The organism is Oceanobacter sp. 5_MG-2023 (genome assembly GCF_030548165.1).
GTDB lineage: Bacteria > Pseudomonadota > Gammaproteobacteria > Pseudomonadales > Oceanobacteraceae > Oceanobacter.
The window spans coordinates 149,254-169,652 of the sequence record NZ_JAUORS010000004.1 but is presented as its reverse complement, the minus strand read 5'-3'; the positions used below and the strand labels follow the sequence as shown (position 1 = coordinate 169,652).

Genomic DNA, 20,399 nt, shown 5'->3' with positions numbered 1-20,399 from the left:
TCCGATGCTATCCCCCAGCCAAATCGACATCATCAAAGCAACCGCCCCGGTTGTCGGTGCTCATTCCCGAGAGATTACTGAATGCTTTTATCCTCTGATGTTCCGCCGTTACCCTGCGGTGGCAGATCTGTTTAACCAGACACACCAGCAAAAAGGCACCCAGCGTCAGGCACTCGCCAACGCCCTGGTAGCTTATGCCACCCATATCGACAATCTGGATGCCCTTGGCAGCGCTGTTGGACTGATCGCTCATAAACACTGCGCCTTGAATATTCTTCCGGAACATTACCCGATCGTTGGGGAGTGCCTGATGGAGGCTATTGGTGAAGTACTGGGCGACGCGGTAACACCGGATATTGCCGATGCCTGGGGAGCGGCTTATCAGCAACTGGCCGACTTGCTGATTCAGGTAGAAGAAGGGCTTTATTCCGACCATGCCCAGCGTCGGGGTGGCTGGCGCGGAGAGCGCCGTTTTGTGATTGAGCGTATCGAAAAAGAAAGCGCGGTTATTTCATCGTTTTACCTGATCCCGACAGAGGGTGAAGAGAATATCGATTTCACTCCTGGCCAGTACATAGCACTGATACTCGATATTGATGGCCAATCGCTGCGCCGCAACTACAGCCTCTCCGATGCCCCTGGTAAACGTGGCCTGCGGATTTCAGTAAAAAAAGAAGCCAATGGCACGGTATCCGGATACCTGCATAACAGAGCCAGACCGGGTGACGAAGTCATGCTGACAGCACCAGCCGGTAATTTTGTCTTACCGCCAAAATCCGAACAGCCACTGGTATTGATAACAGGAGGGGTCGGGATAACACCCGCAATCAGCATGCTCAACAGCTGCGTGTCGGACGGTCGCCCGATCGTGTTTGTTCACGCGGCAATCGACAGCCAACACCACGCTTTTAAAGAGCACGTCGAGGCATTGGCCAGCCAGTATGCCAACCTGAAAAGCTTCATTATTTACGAAAAACCGCTGCCAGGAGATACACCAGATGCCACCGGCTTCCTGAATCAGGATATGCTGGCACCTGTGCTGCCTGAAAGCCGAGACGCCCAGATCTACTTCCTTGGCCCCAAACCTTTTATGGTATGCATTAACCAACTCTGTGATGCGTTGGCGATACCTGAAGAGCAACGTCATCATGAATTCTTTGGCCCGGCAGAGGAACTTGCCATAGCGGCAGTCTGACGCCTGACACGGATGCAGGAGCAACCATTACCATGACCAGACCAGCGCTAACCTCATCATCACAGCAGCCGGAATGGGCATGGTTTGCTCTGGCATTTCGTCCTTTTTTTGGACTGGGGGCCATTTTTGGCGTTATCTGTGTTGGCCTCTGGGTGGCCAGCCTCAGCGGGGCACAATTAATTGCTCCTGCTGGCGGTCTGTATTTCTGGCACATGCATGAAATGCTGTTTGGGTTTGTTGCCGCCATTGTGGTCGGCTTTTTGTTGACCGCAGTCAAAAGCTGGACCAATCAACCAGGGCTAAGCGGCCCACCACTGGGTTTGTTGGTTGGTGTCTGGTTCGTTGGCAGAGTGGCGATGCTGTTGCCAACCTTCTTGCCAGCCAACCTCATTGGTTTGATTGATTTTCTTTTTCTCCCCCTTGCCGCAGTGGTACTGGCCCGGCCAGTTATACGGGTGAACATGTGGCGCAACCTGATCTTTGCCCCCATTTTGCTGCTGATGAGCGGGCTGAACGCCATGATGCACGCCGACCCATCCGGTAGCGCTATTATCAACCAGCACGTGGCTGCCCATGGCATGATTCTGCTGGTTGTCCTGCTGATGTGTGTGATTGGTGGGAGAGTCTTCCCCATGTTCACGGCCAATGGCACGCAGACACCACGGGTGACACCCTTGCCGTGGCTAGAAAAAGCAACGATCCTGACAACGGCACTCTGTATTCCGGCTGGTATGGCGTTACTGCCAGCAACCGAAGCGATGACCGGCATTATTCTTATGGCAGCCGGAGCATTAAACATCTGGCGTGCCTCCCGCTGGCGTTTTATGGTCGCATTACAAACACCGATGCTGTGGTCGCTGCATCTCAGCTATTGGTTGATGTCCATTGGCCTGATTTTGATCGGCCTGCACCAGACCACCGGGATTCTCACCGCATCCATCAGCTACCATGTGATTACGCTTGGAGGCATCAGCCTGATGATACTGGCAATGGTGACACGGGTATCGCTTGGCCACACCGGCCGGAAGATTCAGGCTACGCCGGTCATAACCAGCGCTTTTCTGTTGATGGTTGCCGCCACTTTTGTACGTATTCTGCCTGCGCTATTACCCGGCCAGACACTCTGGTTACTTATTCTTGCGGGGCTGCTCTGGATAGCGGCGTTCAGCCTGTTTGTTATTGTCTTTTTCCCTATATTGTCACGCGCACGCCCCGACGGCACACCGGGTTAACAGGCTTGCCCCACTACCCTGCATGCCGCAATCGGGTTCGCTCTTTTCAGGCCGTGGATACCGGCCCACCATTTCTATAGGTGAGTTCCCAGTCCACAGCAGAGGCTTCAACCTTGATCGACTGCATCGTCGCCAGACCAACGATATTGGCAAAAGACGCATCCGCCGCATCACGACCAATACCGATTCTCACCAGACCACTGACGGGTGCCATCCGGGTGGCATCAAACAGAAACCAGCGGTCTTCCAGGTACGCTTCAAAAAAACCATGAAAATCCGGTGGCTCCAGTCCAACCGCATAACCCGATACATAACGGGCCGGAATCCCCAGGGCGCGGCACAAGGCGATACTGACATGGGCAAAGTCCCGGCATACCCCCGCACGCTGGATCAGCACATCACAGGCACTGGAAGAACCATCGGTGCTGTCGGCCACGTAATCCAGATGGTCGTTAACCCAGTTACAAATCGCATCTACCCGCAAATACCCGGGCTGTAACTGGCCAAATTCTTTCCAGGCCAAACGCCCGAGCCGGTCTGATTCACAATATCGGCTGGGGCTCAGGAACGACAGTACCGAGGTAGGCAGCTTGTTGTGCTCCACTTCGTTCAGATAGCGGTTCTGTTCGATATCGGGAGACAACTCAACGGTGGCATTGTAGTTGATGGTTAATTCACATGGTTCAGCCTCAATGCGTATACCTCGAGAGCCAAAGTTATTCAGCTGAAACCATTCACTGTTCATGGTCGGAGAAATATAAAGATTTTCCTCCACGGTTTTTTGATGATCGGTAATCGCCGCCGCGATATTAAACACAAAGCTCGACGGTGAACTCACCGTGTAAACAAGTTCGGACGCAATTCTTACACAATGCATAATCAAATCCCCTGTAATGCTTGTAATGTTGGCTGGCTGGTCGTACCTGATCCCAAAAGACCTTTACCTCTGGAGCGGACTCAACAGTCAACCACCAGGTCTGGCTATGGGCTAGCGTTTACCGCGCCCACGACGGCGATCTTGTCCACCACTTTTACTGCGGCCACTCCCCTCTGACACATCAAAAACCCGGCCTTGCGCTGCCTGGCCAGAGCCAGGAATTTTTTTCTGCTTGGGCTTTTTCGGTTTTTTCACAACCAGTCCGCCCAGCCGGGTTTCCGGCACGTTATGAGACGGCTCAAACCCCGGCAACAACCGCCGTTCGATCAACTGTCCGGTCAGGTGTTCAATGGCTGCCAGTGCCTGAACTTCGTCGGCGCTTACCAGCGAAATCGCCTGCCCCAGACTGCCCGCCCGTCCGGTACGACCAACACGATGCACATAGTCTTCGGCATTGATCGGCAGATCGACATTGATCACTCCGGGCAGCTGCGGAATATCCAGCCCCCGGGCAGCGACATCCGTCGCCACCAAGACCCGCACCACACCGTCACGAAAGCGCTGCAAGGCCGCTTGCCGACCGGCTTGGGTTTTATCGCCATGAATGGCATCCGCTGCAATCGAATGCTTGTTTAATGCCTGCGCCAGTTCATCGACCCCTTGCCGGGTTTTGGCAAAGACCAGTACCGACGACCAGTCCACCTGGCACTGTCCTTGGCATTGTCCCTGGTACAGTCCCTGCTCCTCTCCTTCACCACTCCCCTGCAACAACCCTAACAACAACTCGGTTTTGCGTTTTTTGTCGACCGGGATCAACCAGTGCTGCACCGTCGCCGCCGCCTGATTACTCGCCCCGGCGTCGATCGACAGAGGATCCCGGGCCACATGACCAATCATGGTACGGATACGGTCAGAAAACGTCGCCGAAAACAACAGCGTCTGACGCTTGCGCGGCAAGGCACACAACAAGTCGTCCAATTCATCAGCAAAGCCCAGATCAAGCATCCGGTCGGCTTCATCCAACACCAGCGCGGATAGCTGATCAAACACTACGGCATTCTGGCGGTACAAATCCAGCAACCGCCCCGGCGTAGCAATCAGGATATCCATCCCTTTGCGTAACGCCATCATTTGCGGGTTGATACTGACGCCGCCATACACTGCGTAAGAACGTAACGGCAACCCTTCACGGTAATGCAATACACTGGTTGCCACCTGTTCGGCCAGCTCACGGGTCGGCACCACAATCAACACCCGCACCCGATTGCTGCCTACCGTTACACCTTGTCGAGATGCCAGCATCAACTGTTGCAGCAAGGGCAATACAAACGCTGCGGTTTTACCGCTGCCGGTTGAAGCCGCCACGGTCAAGTCCCGCCCCGCCAGTGCTGCCGGAATCGCCTGTTGCTGCACCGCCGTTGGCTGCGAATAGCCCCGTTGCTGTAATATGTCACACAGCGCGTTATCCAGCCCCAACGAAGCAAAATCCGCTACCAACGATCCGGCAGTCTGGCCCGGTCGGGAAGAATCCATCATCAAACACAACTCCCAGCACCCGGTGCCGTTAATCATCCAAAGAAAACGCACAGTATAAAGGCCGCACTATCCTGTCGTGCAGGTTTTTTAACGTCTGCTGGCGCTTGCTAAACCCATGCCTATCCGCGTGACGCCTGCATTATGACGGCTCTGTAAAACCCACAACGGAAGAACCTGCCCCGGTCAGGGGAATTTCGCCATTTCGTCATCACCAACAGGATCAAAAACGCCCTAAAAACCGGTATAGTACCGCCCTTTACCAAAACCCTCCTTTCTTTCAGGACATCAACGTGATTTCCACCGCCAACATCACCATGCAGTTCGGTGCAAAACCGCTGTTTGAAAATATTTCCGTCAAATTTGGTGACGGCAACCGCTACGGCCTGATCGGCGCTAACGGTTGCGGCAAGTCGACCTTTATGAAGATTCTCGACGGTTCACTGGAACCCAGTGCAGGTAACGTCTCCGTCACGCCCAACGAGCGTCTGGGCAAACTGAACCAGGATCAGTTCGCCTACGAAGAATTCACCGTGCTCGACACCGTGATGATGGGCAACAAGGAAATGTGGGCTATCAAGGACGAGCGTGACAGCATTTACGACAACCTTGAAGCCACTGAAGACGACTATATGCGCGCCGCCGAGCTGGAAGGCGAATTCGCGGAACTGGACGGCTACATGGCCGAAGCCCGAGCCGGTGAACTGCTGCTGGGTGCCGGTATCGATACCAGCCTGCACGCAGGCCCCATGAGCGAAGTAGCTCCCGGTCTCAAACTGCGAGTCTTGCTGGCACAGGCGCTGTTCTCCAACCCCGACATCCTGCTGCTCGACGAACCGACCAACAACCTCGACATCCACACCATTCGTTGGCTCGAAGGTATTCTGAACGACATGAAGTGCACGATGATCATCATCTCGCACGATCGTCACTTCCTGAATTCCGTTTGTACCCACATGGCCGATATCGACTACGGCCGCATCCAGATTTACCCAGGCACCTACGACGACTTCATGATCGCATCCACCGCTGCCCGTGAGCGTATGCAATCTGAAAACGCCAAGAAAAAAGCCCAGATCGCCGAACTGCAGCAGTTTGTATCGCGTTTTTCTGCCAACGCCTCCAAGGCCAAGCAAGCGACCTCTCGTGCCAAGCAGATCGACAAGATCAAGCTCGACGACATCAAGCCATCCAGTCGTCAAAGCCCGTTTATCCGCTTCACCCAGGAAAAGAAACTGCACCGTCTGGCGCTGGAAATCGAGAACCTCGGCCATGCCTATGACGGCGAACAGCCACTGTTCAGCAAGACCGACTTCATGATTGAAGCGGGTGAAAAAATCGCGGTGATTGGTGCCAACGGCGTCGGTAAAACCACCTTCCTCAAGTGCCTGGTCAACGACATCACCCCAACACAAGGTGAAGTACGCTGGTCAGAAAATGCCAACGTCGGTTACTACGCCCAGGATCACGAATACGAGTTTGAAGGCAACGAAAACCTGTTCGACTGGATGGAACACTGGAAGTCCGCCGAACACGACGACCAGGCCGTTCGCGGCACTCTGGGCCGCTTGCTGTTTAACCAGGATGACATCAAAAAGTCTGTCAAAGTCTGTTCCGGTGGTGAAAAAGGCCGCCTGCTGCTTGGCAAGCTGATGCTGCATAACCACAACGTGCTGGTAATGGACGAACCCACCAACCACATGGATATGGAATCCATCGAAGCGCTGAACATGGCACTGGAAATGTTTGAAGGCACCCTGATCTTCGTTTCCCACGACCGTGAGTTTGTTTCATCGCTGGCGACCCGGATTCTGGAAGTCCGTGACAACAAGATTGTCGACTTCCACGGCAACTACGATGAATACCTCAAGTCCCAGGGTATGCAATAGCTGCCACTGAACAGCTGTCAGGTAAATACCTGACAGCTGTTGTCTTTGTTGGCACTCCGTCGTTCTGAACTGGATTCAGAATCCCGCCCGTCATCCCGGGCTTGCCCCGGAATCCATAACACCGCTAGGTCGTCAGTTCAAAAATCGTAGGATGCTTTCAGGTAAATACGACGGCGCTCTCCAATAATCGCTCCAGACACCGTATTAAACCCGGCAATGGCATACTCCTCATCCAGCAAGTTTTTAATATTCGCCTGGAATTTCCAATCCTGCCACCGTGTTTGCCAGGACATATCGTATATCGTGTGAGGCTTGATCGTATTGTCGTCCCGGTCTGTTTGCTGGCTGACATAGTCCATACCAAAGGCAATCGAAGAACCGATATCGGGGAATTCATAACGAGTCCAGCCACCCAGCTGGTGAGAAGGTGTATTGGAAAGGTTCCGGGCGTCGGCGTCGGTATCCGTCACTTCCAAATCCGTATAGGTATAACTGACATTAGCAACCCAGCGGGAAGTTAGATCCGCAAGCAAGTCTGCTTCAAAACCCTGACTGCGAATTTCACCAATAGCAATGCTGTAATCATCGTCATCCGGGTCTTCTGTCAGTACATTGTTTTTCACAATATGAAAAAGCGCCACATTCAGATTCGATCGATTATCAAGCAAATACGTACGAGCCCCCACTTCTACCTGCTGGTTTTCTTCCGGGTCAAACAAACTGCCATCGGCAGAAGTCAGTTGATCCGCCGCAGCCTGAGGTGTCAAACCGGTAGAAAATGACGCGTACGGTTTGAATTGCTTGCTTAATTCGTAAGTAGCACCAATCCGGGTTGAATAGCCAACATCGTCGTAAGAGGCATCATCACTGCCATCGTCATTGTCTGTGACATCTTCTTTTATATGGTCCAAGCGAGCACCGGCGACCAAATTCAGCTTGTTTGTGACACGCCATTGGTCTTGCACATAAACCCCAACCTGTTTCAGATCCGTCGTTCTATCTCGATTCAGACTCATTTCATAAGCGCTGATATCATCGTCATAGTCAGGATTGGTAAAACTTAATGTCGATGGTGTCGCATCAGTGCCATCACTATTACCGGAGTAATAAAACAGCTCCTCTTCACGAGCAAAATGGTAGTCTGTACCAGTCACCAGCGTATGGTCGCCCAGATAGGCAACAAGGTAATACGCCAGATCAACGCCGTTATAATCTCGAACCTGATCCTGATAGCGGCGGGTCACGCCATCGTATGCCCCGTCACTATCGCTATCCACCAGAGCTCTTGCCTGATGGAATTTCATGGTTTCGTTTGTTTCGTAATAACGTAAGGTCAGATTGCTGTCTAACCAGTCATTAATTGAGTATTGCAGATGGGCTTGAAAAATATCTGATTTGAATTCCTGATTGTCAGAAGGCTCATTACTGTTCCAGGAAGTATCTGTCAAGAAGTTGCCATCTTCATCAATAGGCACCCCCCGCACACGCTCGCCCAATTGGTAAAAATGAGTATATTGCAGTGTTAATGTAGCATCTTCATTAATATCCCAGGCATAACCGAGATCAACGATGTCGTTATCTTCTTCCACATTATTACGATAAGAATCTTCGCTACTCGAATACACCCCTATTCGGTAACGCTGGGACGCATCTTCATTAAGTCCGCCAGACGATTCGAGACTGCCACTTAAAAAGCCTTTATTACCTGTAGCGAATTCGATGGTGTTTTGTTGGTCATAGGTCGGCTTCTTGGTCACATAATTAATGACGCCACCGGCCTCGCCCGCACCATAAAGAGCACCAGAAGGTCCCTTGAGTACCTGGACTTCCTCAATATTGAACAGCTGAGGAATCGTAAAAGTCCTGAATGGATCACCTTTGACACCATCATAAAGTACCTGGCTTTCCTGCTCAAAGCCACGCATTTTGATAATGCCGTAATTAAAATAGGATACACCGGACATTGAGCGAAAAAGGTCCGTTACTTCATTGGCAGCCTGGTCATCAATTAATTCCTGGGTAAGTACCTGAATAGACTGCGGCGTTTCATCAATCGGTGTATGGGTTCGAGTCCCCAAAACCGCTTCATCCTCCTTGTAGAGAGACAGTGCACGACCCTCTACCTGAATGGGCGATAGTTCTATGATGGATTGATCCTCAATCTTTTGATCCCATTCCTTGGGGCCTTCTGCGTGAGAAATACCGTCTGATGCCGTTTCTGCAAAAACCGTCGGAGAGAAAACAAGCGCTCCACAAGCCTTCATCATGATTAAGGATTTTTTTAAATGCACAATGATCAATCCAATGTAACCTAAATTGATGTGCATGTTAAAGTACCTGATAATCATTTTCAATTGCAAAAATAAGGAAATTACTACTCCAAACGACATACCTCACTAAATATTTTGTATACAAGCCATCTGCAAGAAAATAACTGACAAAAACCAACGGTCGCTGATTTTTAATGACACTAATTCACAAATAGACATCAGCTATTCATAAAAACACCAACCCTTATTTAAAAATATAATATATTTTTGACAATATTTAAATCAAGAGCAACACTATTATATTTCGTTTGTAATTCATGGTATAAAATCAATATTCAATTCCAACCAACTCCCTTTTAATCAAAACAGGGCCATAAATACAATCCTGGCCATATAAAATAATTATCCAATAATCATGATTATTTCAAACATTAACAAGAAGACAATCATTAATACCATTGCCATGACCATTTCCAATAACATCACTCATTGCCCACTGAGGTCGATCATCAGAATAACCAGCAGAAATAAAGAGAAAATCATGAATACATGCACAACCTGACGCCTATTCCCTCTCTATCATCCGCTTGTCCTCCCGGCCGCTTTGACACACCGCCGTGAGCTTGCTAAAAACAGCCATCATTAACCGGAATAACTCACGATACTCGTGACGAGGGAACCTGAACCGGGTGATCCGCCTCCAAGAGGCAGAGCATGGTTCCACGACCTGCCGATACAGAGCACCCCGCATACCCCCAAGAAGGCTCAGATGCTAAACAAACTGCTCCAGCTATTCACTGAACATGCCCCGTCAGGCACCGACAAACACACACTGGATCTCTCCGCCGCCGCCTTACTGGTGGAAGTCATGAAAGCGGATCACCGCATCGATGCCAGCGAGCGCAACGAGCTGGGCCGGGTACTCAAAGAACTGTTCCAGCTCAGCGATGAGCATATCCGCGCGCTACAGCAACAGGCCGAGCAGGCCAGCGCCCAGGCTTCCGACCTGTTTCAATTTACCGATGTGGTCCACAAACATTTTTCGGTAGAGCAGAAATTTGATTTGCTGACCGGCCTCTGGCGTATTGCCTACGCCAGCAATGGTCTCGACAAGTATGAAGAACACATCATTCGGCGTATTGCCGAACTGCTGTATATCCCCCATGGTGAGTTTATTCGCGCCAAACTGCTGGCCAGACCAACACTGTGATTACTGAACTCGTCTCCCGTTTTGAAGATCTCCAACAGGTGTTAGCTCAGCTGTCGGAACATCTGACCCAAACACAACCGGCACATTGGTTGCCCCTGCAAGACAGCGAAATCGCCCTGGGCCTGAAACCCTTGTCGCTAGCCACCGACTTGCTGACCGACCTCTGGTATCGCGATCAGCAAGATGGCCGTGAAACCCGCTCCCGCCATGGTTTGATCCTTGCCGATACGCGCTGTCGGACATTGATTACCGACATCAATCAGGCCAAGGATGATTTCCGCGCTGCAGTGCAGCTGGAAAAACAGGATCTGCCACGCTGGAAAGAAAGCTATCGTCTGTTAGGTGAGCACCCCTCATCCCTGCGTAACAAGCTGGCAATTGCCGGTATGACACGCGTTCATCTGAAGCAGTGCTTTCGCCATATTCCACTGCTGGCACAGGCACCACGCAAGGTTGGCTTCAGCTGGTACGTCAACGGTCGCAGTATCAAAAAGCTCACCCTGAGTCAGGCCGAAGCCCTGCTGCTTGAGCTGGGGGAACACAAACCGCATATCCAGATTCAGCTGCAGCGGCTGGGGCAATTACCTCCCGCCACACGGTTGGCCCAAATCCAGACCCTGGCCCCCGTGGTTCGAGCCAATCTGGTGTATAACAACGGCGATGAGGTCATACGCAAGGCCATGAGTGTTTCCTTGCCGCTGTTTATCCCCGATACCCAGCCTACCCTGCCCGAACACAACCGCATCAGCTCCGAGCCACCTCCCGGCCGTACCCGCCAGGCACGGGGTGATCAGCGCATCAGTGACGAGCCGTTTTTACCCAGTATTCGGGCTTACCTTTATCATTAACCGGTACACCTATCTGCACGTGTATCTGCACTCAGGCGTTAACCATTCCCCCGCCAGATTACCGTTACAACGCAGATAGATGCCCAACAACCTGCTAGACTGCCGGCCTCTGCACCGGCACCGTTTTTGACAGCTTATGGATACTCCAATGACCACTATCGTCAGCTTTAACATCAATGGCATTCGCGCCCGTCAACATCAACTTGAGGCTATTCGGGAACAACTGGACCCGGATATTCTGGGCTTACAGGAAATCAAGGTACACGACGATATGTTTCCTCTGGCAGATATCGAAAGCCTGGGGTATCACGTTGAGCACTTTGGCCAGAAAAGCCACTACGGTGTCGCCCTGCTCAGCAAGCAAGCTCCCGTCTTTGTGCAAAAAGGCTGGCCATCGGACGACGAAGACGCTCAAAAACGACTGATTCACGCCCGCTATAACATCGGAGGCAGCACCATTGACGTACTGAATGGCTACTTCCCCCAAGGTGAAAGCCGTGCCCATGAAACCAAGTTTCCGGCCAAAGAAAAATTCTACGCCGACCTGATGCAGTATCTGAACGACAATTTCACCCCCGCCGACCGGGTGGTGGTGATGGGTGATATGAATATTTCACCGGAAGATACCGATATCGGTATTGGTGAACCCAATCGTAAACGCTGGTTAAAAACCGGTAAATGTTCCTTTTTGCCAGAAGAGCGCGAATGGTATCAAACCTTGTTGAACTGGGGGCTGACCGACAGCTATCGTCATTTTCACCCCATCAGCAACGAGCAATTCAGCTGGTTTGATTACCGCTCCAAAGGGTTTGCCGATACCCCCAAACGCGGCTTGAGAATCGACCATATTCTGGTTACTGAGCCATTGCTGGCCAGCTGTGATGAGGTCGGTATCAGCTACGCTATTCGGGGTATGGAAAAACCTTCCGACCACGCACCAATCTGGCTCAAGTTAACATCCAGCTGATCACGCACTATTTGCGCTCTTGAGCTCTTTCGCGCTACACCAAGCCACCCTGCGCCGTCGCCCGAATAACGGCACGGGATGGCTGAACCCCTTGATCATCGCCGCCACTATCCCCGCGTTTTGTATCCACTATTCCCTGTTCCCTGCCTGCTACCGGAGCCTTATTTGTGACCACCCCGACCACTGCTGATATTCCTTTGCCACAGACCGCAGCCATTATTGGTGCCGGGCCGGCCGGATTGATGGCAGCAGAACAAATCGCCAGTCGTGGCTACCGGGTCGAAGTCTTTGATGCCATGCCCAGTGTGGCGCGCAAGTTTTTGCTCGCCGGCATCGGTGGCATGAATATTACCCACGCGGAAGACTACCACCACTTTGTCAATCGTTATGGCAGCGCCAGCCGCTGGCTCCAGCCCATCCTGGACGACCTCACGCCAACACAACTGCGCGAATGGATCCATGGCCTTGGCATCGATACTTTTGTTGGCACCTCGGGGCGGGTTTTCCCGTGTGATATGAAAGCAGCGCCCTTGTTACGTGCCTGGCTCCATCGCCTCAAAGCCCAGGGAGTGGTATTTCATCCACGCCACCGCTGGACTGGCTGGGAGAACAGCCAGGCACAACTCCCTGTGGGCGCATCACAAGCATGGTGTTTCGACACCCCGGACGGCACGATACAACGGTCGTTCGATGCGGTGGTGCTGGCTCTCGGCGGAGGCAGTTGGGCCAGACTCGGCTCCGATGGCCGCTGGGCACCCTGGTTACAACAGCAACAGGTCGATATCGCGCCCTTGCAACCCAGCAACTGCGGTTTTGATGTGGCCTGGAGCGATTTTCTCAAAGAAAGATTTGCCGGTACGCCAATCAAACATATCCAGCTATCGCTGACCGATACCCAAGGCAAGCACTGGTCACGCACCGGTGAGTTTGTGGTCAGTGAATACGGCATTGAAGGCAGCCTGGTTTATGCTCTCAGCGCCCCTCTACGAGAGCGTTTGAACCAGGCCAGCGCCAACCCCGATACAGCAGGTACAACAGGTACAGCAGGCCAGTCACTGCTGACACTGGACTGGCTGCCTCATTCATCACTAGCAGACATAGAACAGAAATTACGCCAGGGTAAAAAAGGCCTGTCCTTTGCCAACCTGCTGCGCAAAAAACTCAATCTGCCTGCCATCACCAGCACGCTATTACGAGAATGCTGCCCGCAACTGGATAACCGCGACATCCCTGCCGTTGCCAGGGCACTCAAAGCCATGCCATTAACGCCCCAGCAACCACGCCCCATCAACGAAGCCATTAGCAGCGCCGGAGGGGTGCAGGCCAGTGCCGTCAATCCTCAACTGATGCTGAACGCCATGCCTGGTGTCTTTGTTGCCGGGGAAATGCTCGACTGGGAAGCTCCCACCGGAGGCTATCTGCTCACCGCCTGTTTTGCTACCGGCAAGCGCGCCGGATGCGGTTTGGCAGACTGGCTGGCAACCTCTGCCAGCCCAAACAACCCGCCCCGGCATTTGCTTCCAGAACAGCCATAAACGTTTGCAGCCTCGTTTTTCCGCGGCTAACAGCGTATAGTCGCGCCTCTCAGATTGGGCCCCTGCGCCCCAGCATGCGGACATCATCAAGAGGATTCAGCAGTCATGCCAAAAGCGAGTGAGATCAAGAAAAACGCCGCCGTCGAATACAACGGCCGAGTGTATTTTATCAAGGATATTGAGCGCTCTGTGCCACAGGGACGCGCCGGCGGTAGCCTGTATCGTATGCGAATGTACGATGTGGTGAGTGGTCAGAAGATAGATGAAACCTTCAAGGATTCAGACATGCTGTCGTTTGCCGACCTGACCCGTCGTCCAGCCATGTTTTCCTACGTCGATGGTGACGCCTGGGTCTTTATGGATAACGAGGATTACACCCCTTATTATCTGGACAAGACGGCCATTGAAGATGAGATCCTTTTCGTTAACGACCAGACCCAGGATGTACAGGTCATGGTGGTTGATGGCCAGCCGGTAGGACTGATTCTGCCAGCCATTGTTGAGTTGGAAATCGAAGACACCGAGCCATCCATCAAAGGGAATTCGGCCACCGCCCGTACCAAGCCTGCGCGCCTGACAACCGGCCTGACGGTGCAGGTACCGGAGCATATTTCCACGGGCGATATCATTCGTATCAACGTCGAAGAACGCCGCTTCCTGGGCCGTGCTGGTAAATAATACAGCGGGACCAGGTTAGCCGGTCAGTACTGCTGTCGCCACCGCTCATGGTGTAATGATCATGAGGTAACGACAGCCGTCACATACCTTTCTGCATTCCGTTCCGTTGCCGTTGACGGCCAGCAAATGCCAACCTGACAAACACTCAACCAGCCTTCAACCAACTAAACTACCGGCTCTCGGCGGGCATTTTTCGAAGTAGACGATGTAGCCCCGGATTTTACTCCGGACTTGGCAACAGGCTTGGCCGCTGGATGCCGCAAACGGATAATCCAGCGCACCAGCACATACAGAATGCCGACCAATAACCCGACCAGCCACCAGATCAGGGCATTGTCCGTAATCTCGGTTTCATTGCTGAAGGCCGAAAACCCAGCCACCATAAACGCCGGCGCAAAATAGTCGGAGTCCGGGCTGATTTTGGCGGGCGACAACACCAGCACCGGCCCCAGCACCACCAACAGGTCGCGCAGGACACTGGCTGATGACATCCAGTAGAACATCATCCGCCAGCACCAACAGCCCAATAAGGCAAAACCAAGGTACAGCGCCCAACCGGTCATCGGGTCATAAAGGTTATCCATGCGTCATGCTTTCCAGATTATGTGGTCTTCCCAATCCTCTTCTGGCACCTGATCATCAGATACCCCCTTCCCTGCCAGAGAAATCCCTGCCGTATGCACTGAAGCTGGATCACCACTGATCAGCGGATGCCAGTCAAACAGTGGTTTACCTTCCGCTAACAGGCGATAGGCGCAGGTTTCCGGCAGCCAGAAAAACTGACTTGCCTGTTCTGGCGTCAGCCAGACACAGGTGGGTACTTTTTCTTGCCGTTGCTGATAAACACTGCAACGGCAATCGCTGGTGTCCATATAGCGACAATGGATATCGGTATAATAAACATCACCGCTATCTTCATCTTCCAGTTTGTGCAGGCAACAGCGCGCGCAACCATCACAGAGTGATTCCCACTCTGGCTTGCTCATTTCATCCAGGCGCTTGTGCTGCCAGAAAGCCGTCTGACTCATTCGTTATCCAATTTGCAAAACAGGTCAAGCTTGGCGCTTTCTTTCGGCGGTGGCATTTGCAGAAAAAACCCCTGGCTGTCAATTTGTTCCAGGATACGTTCACCGGAGAAGCGCGCCAGTTTTTTGTCTGGCGTGATGATCATGGTCATCGCCAGTTCTGGCTTGCCGAACTGTTCCAGCAAAGCCTCTGGTACTTTTTTTAATCCATCCTTGCGTGAGACGTATAGATAGGTCTCATCTTTTTTACGGCTTTTAAAGACATCGCAAAGTACTTTACTCATGTTCTCTTCCTGCAGTAGGTCGAGCCAGGTTGGCTCAGTGGCGGTTGTCCGCCCGGGTCATCATATCCAGCAAGGTGTCACCAATCTCGGCTTTACGCCAGCCCTGCAGTACATCAGGTAATACGTACTGGCCATTGCCCCAGCCTGAACGGATCAAGGCATCCAGCGCTTTTTTCCGGGTCAGTATTTCCGGTGGAATCTCCAGTTCGGCGGCGCGTTTGGCAACCACCTCTCTGGTGTTTTTTAGCCACTGCCCGGCTTCCGGAGTCAGTGGCCGGTCCAGCGCCACCGGCCAGAGCGCGGCATCATCTTCCAGCGCCTGACTGACAATGGCCAGCAGTGTTTGACTGTCGTTGCGGATCATTTCAGGGCGCAAACCGGCACGCGCCAGCTGGTCGCGATTGTTTGGCTTGAAACGGGCAATATTCCAAAGGCTGTTATCATCAACCACCTTGTTACGGGGTACGTCACGCTCCCGCGCCTGCAACTCACGCCAGCCAACCAGTTCCTGCAAGATATGCTGCTCTTGCGGGCGCAGTTTCCAGGCCAGCTTGACCCGTCGATAATAGTCTTTCGGAATATCTTGCTGGCTCTGGTCATCAATGATGCGCTGACAGTCTTCTTCCAGCCAGCCCATACGACCCAGCCTGGTCAACTTTTCCACCAGCAGCGGATAGATTTGCCGCAAAAAGTAGACATCGGCAACGGCATAGCGAATCTGGTCCGGGCTGAGCGGACGCGCCAACCAGTTTGAACGGGTTTCTTCTTTATCGATATCAATATCCAGCAAGGCCGAAATCAACCGCTGAAACCCCATCGAACCACCCAATCCAGCCATTGAAGCAGCCAGTTGACTGTCAGCCAGCGGACTGGGCAAGACTCCGGTCAGCTGGCGACACACTTCGAGGTCTTCGGCACAGGCATGAAAAACCTTGGTCACGGTGTCAGTCTGAAATACCTCGGCCAGTGGCTGCCATTCGGTCACACTGAGCGGATCAATCAGATAGCACTGCTGGCTGTCGGCTACCTGCAACAACCCGGCTTTAGGGTAAAATGTCGAGGTGCGGATAAATTCGGTATCGAGTGCCAGAAAGCCTTCATTCATCCAATCCTGACAGGCTTGTGCCAGTTGCAGGTTGGTAGTGAGCCAGACAGGTTCAGGCACTTGAGGGCTAGTCAACACATCTCTCCTTGGTTCAGCGCTGGCGCAGGGCGGCAAGACTGAACACTAATCGGTGGCAGTGCTGTCGGAATCCGTCTCCGACCACTGCAAAAAGGGCACACCGGCCCGCTGGGCCAGTGTTTGCACGTAGAATCCGGTGGTACGTCCTTCGACTGACTCATCCAGACAGATGATCAGTCGTGACGGTTGTTGCTGCGGGTCACACAAACGCTGATACAGTGATCCCAACCCCAGTTGCTCCGGGCCAATACCCTCAACCGGTGACAACAGGCCATGCAACACAAACCCTTGTGCCGCGGTATCGATGTCGGCCAACTGTTCGGGTTGAGCCAGCACCCATAAATCAGTACCGGCTTCGACCACCCCATCACATTGGCGGCATACGCTATTCACACTATAACAGCGGCACACCGGACAGAGTGCCACTTGTTGTTGTACCGTCGCCAGCGCCGCTTCAAGATCGGCAGCCAGCGCTGGCTGCAATACCAGCTTGCGCGCCATACGCGCGGCCGCCTTCGGCCCGATGCCCGGCAATTGATCGAGACACTGCGCCAGCGCCAGCAGAGGTGCCGGGGTCGCACCGCGAGTGGCCATCAGAACGGCATTTTCATACCAGGTGGCAAACCCATACCAGCCGTCATTTTCGACATCTGCTCCTGGCTGTTGGTCTCGATTTTACGGACTGCGTCGTTCACTGCGGCAGCCAGCAAATCTTCCAGCATATCTTTGTCTTCTGTCATCAGAGAGTCGTCGATTGTGACGCGCTTGACGTCGTGACGGCCGTTCATGATCACGCTAACCAGGCCAGCGCCGGATTCACCGGTCACTTCGGCTTCTGCCAGCTTGGCCTGCATTTTTTGCATGTCTTCCTGCATTTTCTGGGCTTGTTTCATCAAGTTGCCCATGCCACCTTTCATCATATCGGTCTCCTTAAATAACGGGCCATTCCTGCCCGTCAGGGTTGTATTAGTCATCCAGTGGTCGGATGGTGCCGTCGACCACTGTGGCATTAAAGGTTGTCAGTATATGGCGGACCTGTTCATCCGTCTCGATGGACTGCAAGGCAATAAAGCCTGCTTCTGCAGCCAGCCGTTGGCGCCGTTGCTCTGGCGTCTCTCCTGCCGGGCTGCGCAAGACCATTTCGATACGGGCATCGGGAACCAGCGTTTGCAGCGCCTGTTCGATCCGTTGTTGTTGACCCGGATTAAACAGTGCCCCCTGCTGCGGATCAACATCAAAGCAATAATGGCCGTCGCGGATTTCGACCAGTGCACTGTTACGGGCAATCGACAAGGGTAACCCGGCCAGAGGCAAGTGCTCCAGCCACATCCACCAGCTAGCGGGGGTCAGCGGCGGTAAATCGGCCGGATTGGCGATCTCGCGCGGCACGGTTTTGGTCACAGCGGCTCTGGTAGCGGTTGGTGCCGCAGGAGCAGGTTCAAACGTCATACTGTGATCAGCAGGCGCATCCATCAAACGACTGAGATTACCCCCGGCAGCCGACGTGTGCGGCTTGGCAGCGGATATTGCTTCCGTCGGTGCAGACTGGGCTGGTGCGGGTTTTACCGGCTCTGGCATCAGGGTTGCGGAAGGCGGTACGGCAGGCGGTGCGGCGGGCGGCAACGGTTCCGTGGCTTCCTCTTCTGACCAGGGAGGGGATTCCTGCTCAGGCTCAGCCGGACTGACGACGGGCGGAGCCACGGTTACGGGCACCGGCTCAGCGCCTGGTTCAGCCAGAGGCTCATCGGCCGCAAACGGCGTAGCTTGCGTATCGTCAACCACAGACGCCGCGTGTGTCGGCTCAAATTGTACTGGTTCAGGTTGTACGGGTTCGGATTGTACTGGTTTTGATTCTGACTGCCCGAGGTCAGACGGCTCCGTCAGTGGCTTTTTTTTTTGCGCCTCAATCAGGGCTGGTTGTGCAGGGCTGACCAGCGCCGAAGGACTGGACAGCGCCGAACCCAGATCCAGATTGGCCAATGCCTCCGGTAACTGCTCCGGCAGCGGACGAAACGCCAGCATGCGCAGCAACAGCATCTCAAACCCCTGGCGCGGGTCTGGAGCCAGAGCCAGATCCTTGCGGCCACTGAGCGCAACCTGATAATAAAGCTGTAAATCTTCGCCATTCATGGCCAGTGCCAGCGCCAGAATGGCATCGCGATCCCCTTGGGAATTTTCGATGGCATCCGGAACCACCTGAGCCAGTGCCGCCCTGTGCCAGATAGTCAGCAAGCCTTGCACGACTTCATCATAATCCGGGCCGTGCTCCGCCATTTCTGCCACTTCGGCCAATACGTCACGAGCGTTGGCCTTGGCCATGACTTCCGCCATTTTGAACAGCCGGCCACGATCCATGGTGCCCAGCATGCTGGTCACCTGGGTTTCCAGTACCGTGCCTTCACCAAAGGCGATGGCCTGATCGGTCAGACTGAGAGCATCACGCATGCTGCCCTGGGCGGCTCTCCCCAATTGCCAGAGTGCCGGTGGTTCATAGCGGATGTTTTCTGCCTGCAACACGGTTTCGAGATAACCAACGATGCTTTCTGGCGTCATGTTTTTCAGACTGAACTGCAAGCAACGGGACAGCACGGTGACGGGCAGTTTTTGAGGATCGGTGGTGGCAAGCAGGAATTTGACGTGAGCCGGAGGTTCTTCCAGCGTTTTTAACAGTGCGTTAAAACTGTGGGTCGACAGCATGTGCACTTCGTCGATCAGGTAGACCTTGAAGCGTCCACGGGTCGGTGCATATTGCACGTTATCGAGCAGTTCGCGGGTGTCCTCAACCTTGGTACGGGAGGCCGCATCCACTTCGATCAGGTCAACAAAGCGACCTTCTGCAATTTCACGACAAGAGGAACACACGCCACAAGGTCGGGCGCTGATGCCCTCTTCACAGTTAAGGCATTTGGCCAGAATACGGGCGATGGTGGTTTTGCCCACACCCCGGGTACCGGTAAACAGATAGGCGTGGTGTAGTCGCTGCTCATTCAAGGCGTTGATCAGCGCTTTGAGTACGTGCTCCTGGCCGACCATTTCGTCAAAAAATCGCGGTCGCCACTTACGTGCAAGTACCTGATAACTCATGAAAAGCGGACTCTGCTAAAACAAGGAAGTCGCATGATAACGATTGGCGGGCAGGATGTCAGTGTTATTGGAGATGACTCCTGCCAGCCACACCCCGGCACACGAGTCGACTACTACCGTTGCTCCCTTCCGGGCCTGGCGGGGTTCGTAGCTTATCGTTGCGAGGGGACCAACAGGAGCCACCATAACGACCTGACTTTCGACAGGAGGACAAATCGTACAGATAACTTTTCGATATTTCAAGGAGTTAAAGCAAATTCATGCTAACCCGGATAACAGCCGGCTGTGTTCGAACATCCGACACACTCTGTTATTCAGAGATGCAACCACTGTTTTAATGCCAGATTGATAATATCCGCCCGGCTTAGGCCCAAATCATCGCAGGCCAAATCCAGACAATCAATCACATCCGCATCCACCTTCACTTCCAACCGCTGCAACCCACGTTCTTTATCACGCTGACGCTGGAAGCGCTTGTTAAAGCGACTCTGTGCCGTGCGATCATACGGGTTACTTTTCGGCCGCCCACGACGGGGAGTCGAAAACATATCAATCGTTGTGCGATCTTCGGGTTGAATGGACATAACAG

At 53.3% G+C, this 20,399-nt stretch carries 19 protein-coding genes and 1 other RNA gene; 8 read left to right on the top strand and 12 right to left on the bottom strand.

Annotated features, from left to right (window positions below):
• Positions 1-4: 4 nt before the first annotated feature.
• On the top strand, positions 5-1,195 hold the full coding sequence (gene hmpA / locus Q4551_RS04685) for an NO-inducible flavohemoprotein (RefSeq protein WP_303432052.1): 1,191 nt from the start codon (positions 5-7) through the stop codon (positions 1,193-1,195).
• A gap of 32 nt (positions 1,196-1,227) precedes the next feature.
• Complete coding sequence (locus Q4551_RS04680) at positions 1,228-2,427, top strand: NnrS family protein (RefSeq protein WP_303432051.1); 1,200 nt, start codon at positions 1,228-1,230, stop codon at positions 2,425-2,427.
• A gap of 46 nt (positions 2,428-2,473) precedes the next feature.
• On the opposite strand, the gene Q4551_RS04675 is transcribed toward Q4551_RS04680, so the two are convergent.
• Complete coding sequence (locus Q4551_RS04675) at positions 2,474-3,304, bottom strand: transglutaminase family protein (RefSeq protein WP_368501368.1); 831 nt, start codon at positions 3,302-3,304, stop codon at positions 2,474-2,476.
• 111 nt (positions 3,305-3,415) lie between these two features.
• On the bottom strand, positions 3,416-4,840 hold the full coding sequence (locus Q4551_RS04670) for a DEAD/DEAH box helicase (protein ID WP_303432049.1): 1,425 nt from the start codon (positions 4,838-4,840) through the stop codon (positions 3,416-3,418).
• Positions 4,841-5,130: 290 nt separating this feature from the next.
• Between Q4551_RS04670 and Q4551_RS04665 the strand changes: the two genes are divergently transcribed.
• Positions 5,131-6,726, top strand: a complete 1,596-nt coding sequence (locus Q4551_RS04665; protein ID WP_303432048.1) for an ABC-F family ATPase — start codon at positions 5,131-5,133, stop codon at positions 6,724-6,726.
• Positions 6,727-6,863: 137 nt separating this feature from the next.
• Here Q4551_RS04665 and Q4551_RS04660 read toward each other — a convergent pair whose 3' ends face one another.
• Positions 6,864-9,053: a TonB-dependent siderophore receptor gene (locus Q4551_RS04660; RefSeq protein ID WP_303432047.1), complete on the bottom strand. Its 2,190-nt coding sequence runs from the start codon at positions 9,051-9,053 to the stop codon at positions 6,864-6,866.
• A gap of 712 nt (positions 9,054-9,765) precedes the next feature.
• On the opposite strand from Q4551_RS04660, the gene Q4551_RS04655 reads away from it, so the two are divergent.
• The 5 genes from Q4551_RS04655 (at position 9,766) to yeiP (ending at position 14,234) form a co-directional block, all read left to right on the top strand.
• Positions 9,766-10,206, top strand: a complete 441-nt coding sequence (locus tag Q4551_RS04655; protein WP_303432046.1) for a TerB family tellurite resistance protein — start codon at positions 9,766-9,768, stop codon at positions 10,204-10,206.
• Complete coding sequence (locus tag Q4551_RS04650; RefSeq protein WP_303432045.1) at positions 10,203-11,054, top strand: DNA replication terminus site-binding protein; 852 nt, start codon at positions 10,203-10,205, stop codon at positions 11,052-11,054. The genes Q4551_RS04655 and Q4551_RS04650 overlap by 4 nt, the downstream gene beginning before the upstream one ends.
• A gap of 148 nt (positions 11,055-11,202) precedes the next feature.
• Positions 11,203-12,021: an exodeoxyribonuclease III gene (xthA, locus tag Q4551_RS04645; RefSeq protein WP_303432044.1), complete on the top strand. Its 819-nt coding sequence runs from the start codon at positions 11,203-11,205 to the stop codon at positions 12,019-12,021.
• A 167-nt stretch (positions 12,022-12,188) separates the two neighbouring features.
• Entirely contained in the window at positions 12,189-13,556 is a 1,368-nt protein-coding gene (locus tag Q4551_RS04640) for a TIGR03862 family flavoprotein (protein ID WP_303432043.1), read from the top strand.
• Positions 13,557-13,661: 105 nt separating this feature from the next.
• Entirely contained in the window at positions 13,662-14,234 is a 573-nt protein-coding gene (gene yeiP / locus Q4551_RS04635) for an elongation factor P-like protein YeiP (RefSeq protein WP_303432042.1), read from the top strand.
• A 164-nt stretch (positions 14,235-14,398) separates the two neighbouring features.
• Here the strand turns inward: yeiP and Q4551_RS04630 are convergent, their stop codons facing one another.
• From Q4551_RS04630 to ybfE, 9 genes are all read right to left on the bottom strand, one after another.
• Positions 14,399-14,818, bottom strand: coding sequence for a hypothetical protein (locus Q4551_RS04630; protein ID WP_303432041.1), 420 nt, complete (start codon positions 14,816-14,818; stop codon positions 14,399-14,401).
• A gap of 3 nt (positions 14,819-14,821) precedes the next feature.
• Positions 14,822-15,262 (bottom strand): YcgN family cysteine cluster protein, encoded by a 441-nt coding sequence (locus tag Q4551_RS04625; protein ID WP_303432040.1) that lies wholly within the window; start codon positions 15,260-15,262, stop codon positions 14,822-14,824.
• Positions 15,259-15,543 (bottom strand): YcgL domain-containing protein, encoded by a 285-nt coding sequence (locus tag Q4551_RS04620; RefSeq protein ID WP_303432039.1) that lies wholly within the window; start codon positions 15,541-15,543, stop codon positions 15,259-15,261. The genes Q4551_RS04625 and Q4551_RS04620 overlap by 4 nt, the downstream gene beginning before the upstream one ends.
• 34 nt (positions 15,544-15,577) lie before the next feature.
• Positions 15,578-16,723: a ribonuclease D gene (rnd, locus tag Q4551_RS04615; protein ID WP_303432038.1), complete on the bottom strand. Its 1,146-nt coding sequence runs from the start codon at positions 16,721-16,723 to the stop codon at positions 15,578-15,580.
• 48 nt (positions 16,724-16,771) lie between these two features.
• Positions 16,772-17,320: a toprim domain-containing protein gene (locus tag Q4551_RS04610; RefSeq protein WP_303432037.1), complete on the bottom strand. Its 549-nt coding sequence runs from the start codon at positions 17,318-17,320 to the stop codon at positions 16,772-16,774.
• Positions 17,320-17,646, bottom strand: a complete 327-nt coding sequence (locus Q4551_RS04605) for a YbaB/EbfC family nucleoid-associated protein (RefSeq protein WP_303432036.1) — start codon at positions 17,644-17,646, stop codon at positions 17,320-17,322. Before Q4551_RS04605 ends, Q4551_RS04610 begins: the two co-directional genes overlap by 1 nt.
• A gap of 46 nt (positions 17,647-17,692) precedes the next feature.
• Positions 17,693-19,810 carry a DNA polymerase III subunit gamma/tau gene (dnaX, locus tag Q4551_RS04600; protein WP_303432035.1) on the bottom strand — a complete coding sequence of 706 codons (2,118 nt, stop codon included), beginning with the start codon at positions 19,808-19,810 and terminating at the stop codon, positions 17,693-17,695.
• A 78-nt stretch (positions 19,811-19,888) separates the two neighbouring features.
• An RNA gene (gene ffs, locus Q4551_RS04595) (signal recognition particle sRNA small type) lies at positions 19,889-19,985 on the bottom strand.
• A gap of 139 nt (positions 19,986-20,124) precedes the next feature.
• Positions 20,125-20,394 carry a LexA regulated protein gene (gene ybfE / locus Q4551_RS04590; RefSeq protein WP_303432034.1) on the bottom strand — a complete coding sequence of 90 codons (270 nt, stop codon included), beginning with the start codon at positions 20,392-20,394 and terminating at the stop codon, positions 20,125-20,127.
• Between the last annotated feature and the right edge of the window lie 5 nt (positions 20,395-20,399).

Coding starts and splice junctions, on each gene's coding strand:
- hmpA (WP_303432052.1), top strand. CDS start 5: ATGCTATCCCCCAGCCAAATCGACATCATCAAAGCAACCGCCCCGGTT.
- Q4551_RS04680 (WP_303432051.1), top strand. CDS start 1,228: ATGACCAGACCAGCGCTAACCTCATCATCACAGCAGCCGGAATGGGCA.
- Q4551_RS04675 (WP_368501368.1), bottom strand. CDS start 3,304: ATGCATTGTGTAAGAATTGCGTCCGAACTTGTTTACACGGTGAGTTCA.
- Q4551_RS04670 (WP_303432049.1), bottom strand. CDS start 4,840: ATGATGGATTCTTCCCGACCGGGCCAGACTGCCGGATCGTTGGTAGCG.
- Q4551_RS04660 (WP_303432047.1), bottom strand. CDS start 9,053: ATGCACATCAATTTAGGTTACATTGGATTGATCATTGTGCATTTAAAA.
- Q4551_RS04655 (WP_303432046.1), top strand. CDS start 9,766: ATGCTAAACAAACTGCTCCAGCTATTCACTGAACATGCCCCGTCAGGC.
- xthA (WP_303432044.1), top strand. CDS start 11,203: ATGACCACTATCGTCAGCTTTAACATCAATGGCATTCGCGCCCGTCAA.
- yeiP (WP_303432042.1), top strand. CDS start 13,662: ATGCCAAAAGCGAGTGAGATCAAGAAAAACGCCGCCGTCGAATACAAC.
- Q4551_RS04630 (WP_303432041.1), bottom strand. CDS start 14,818: ATGGATAACCTTTATGACCCGATGACCGGTTGGGCGCTGTACCTTGGT.
- Q4551_RS04625 (WP_303432040.1), bottom strand. CDS start 15,262: ATGAGTCAGACGGCTTTCTGGCAGCACAAGCGCCTGGATGAAATGAGC.
- Q4551_RS04620 (WP_303432039.1), bottom strand. CDS start 15,543: ATGAGTAAAGTACTTTGCGATGTCTTTAAAAGCCGTAAAAAAGATGAG.
- Q4551_RS04610 (WP_303432037.1), bottom strand. CDS start 17,320: ATGGCCACTCGCGGTGCGACCCCGGCACCTCTGCTGGCGCTGGCGCAG.
- Q4551_RS04605 (WP_303432036.1), bottom strand. CDS start 17,646: ATGATGAAAGGTGGCATGGGCAACTTGATGAAACAAGCCCAGAAAATG.
- dnaX (WP_303432035.1), bottom strand. CDS start 19,810: ATGAGTTATCAGGTACTTGCACGTAAGTGGCGACCGCGATTTTTTGAC.
- ybfE (WP_303432034.1), bottom strand. CDS start 20,394: ATGTCCATTCAACCCGAAGATCGCACAACGATTGATATGTTTTCGACT.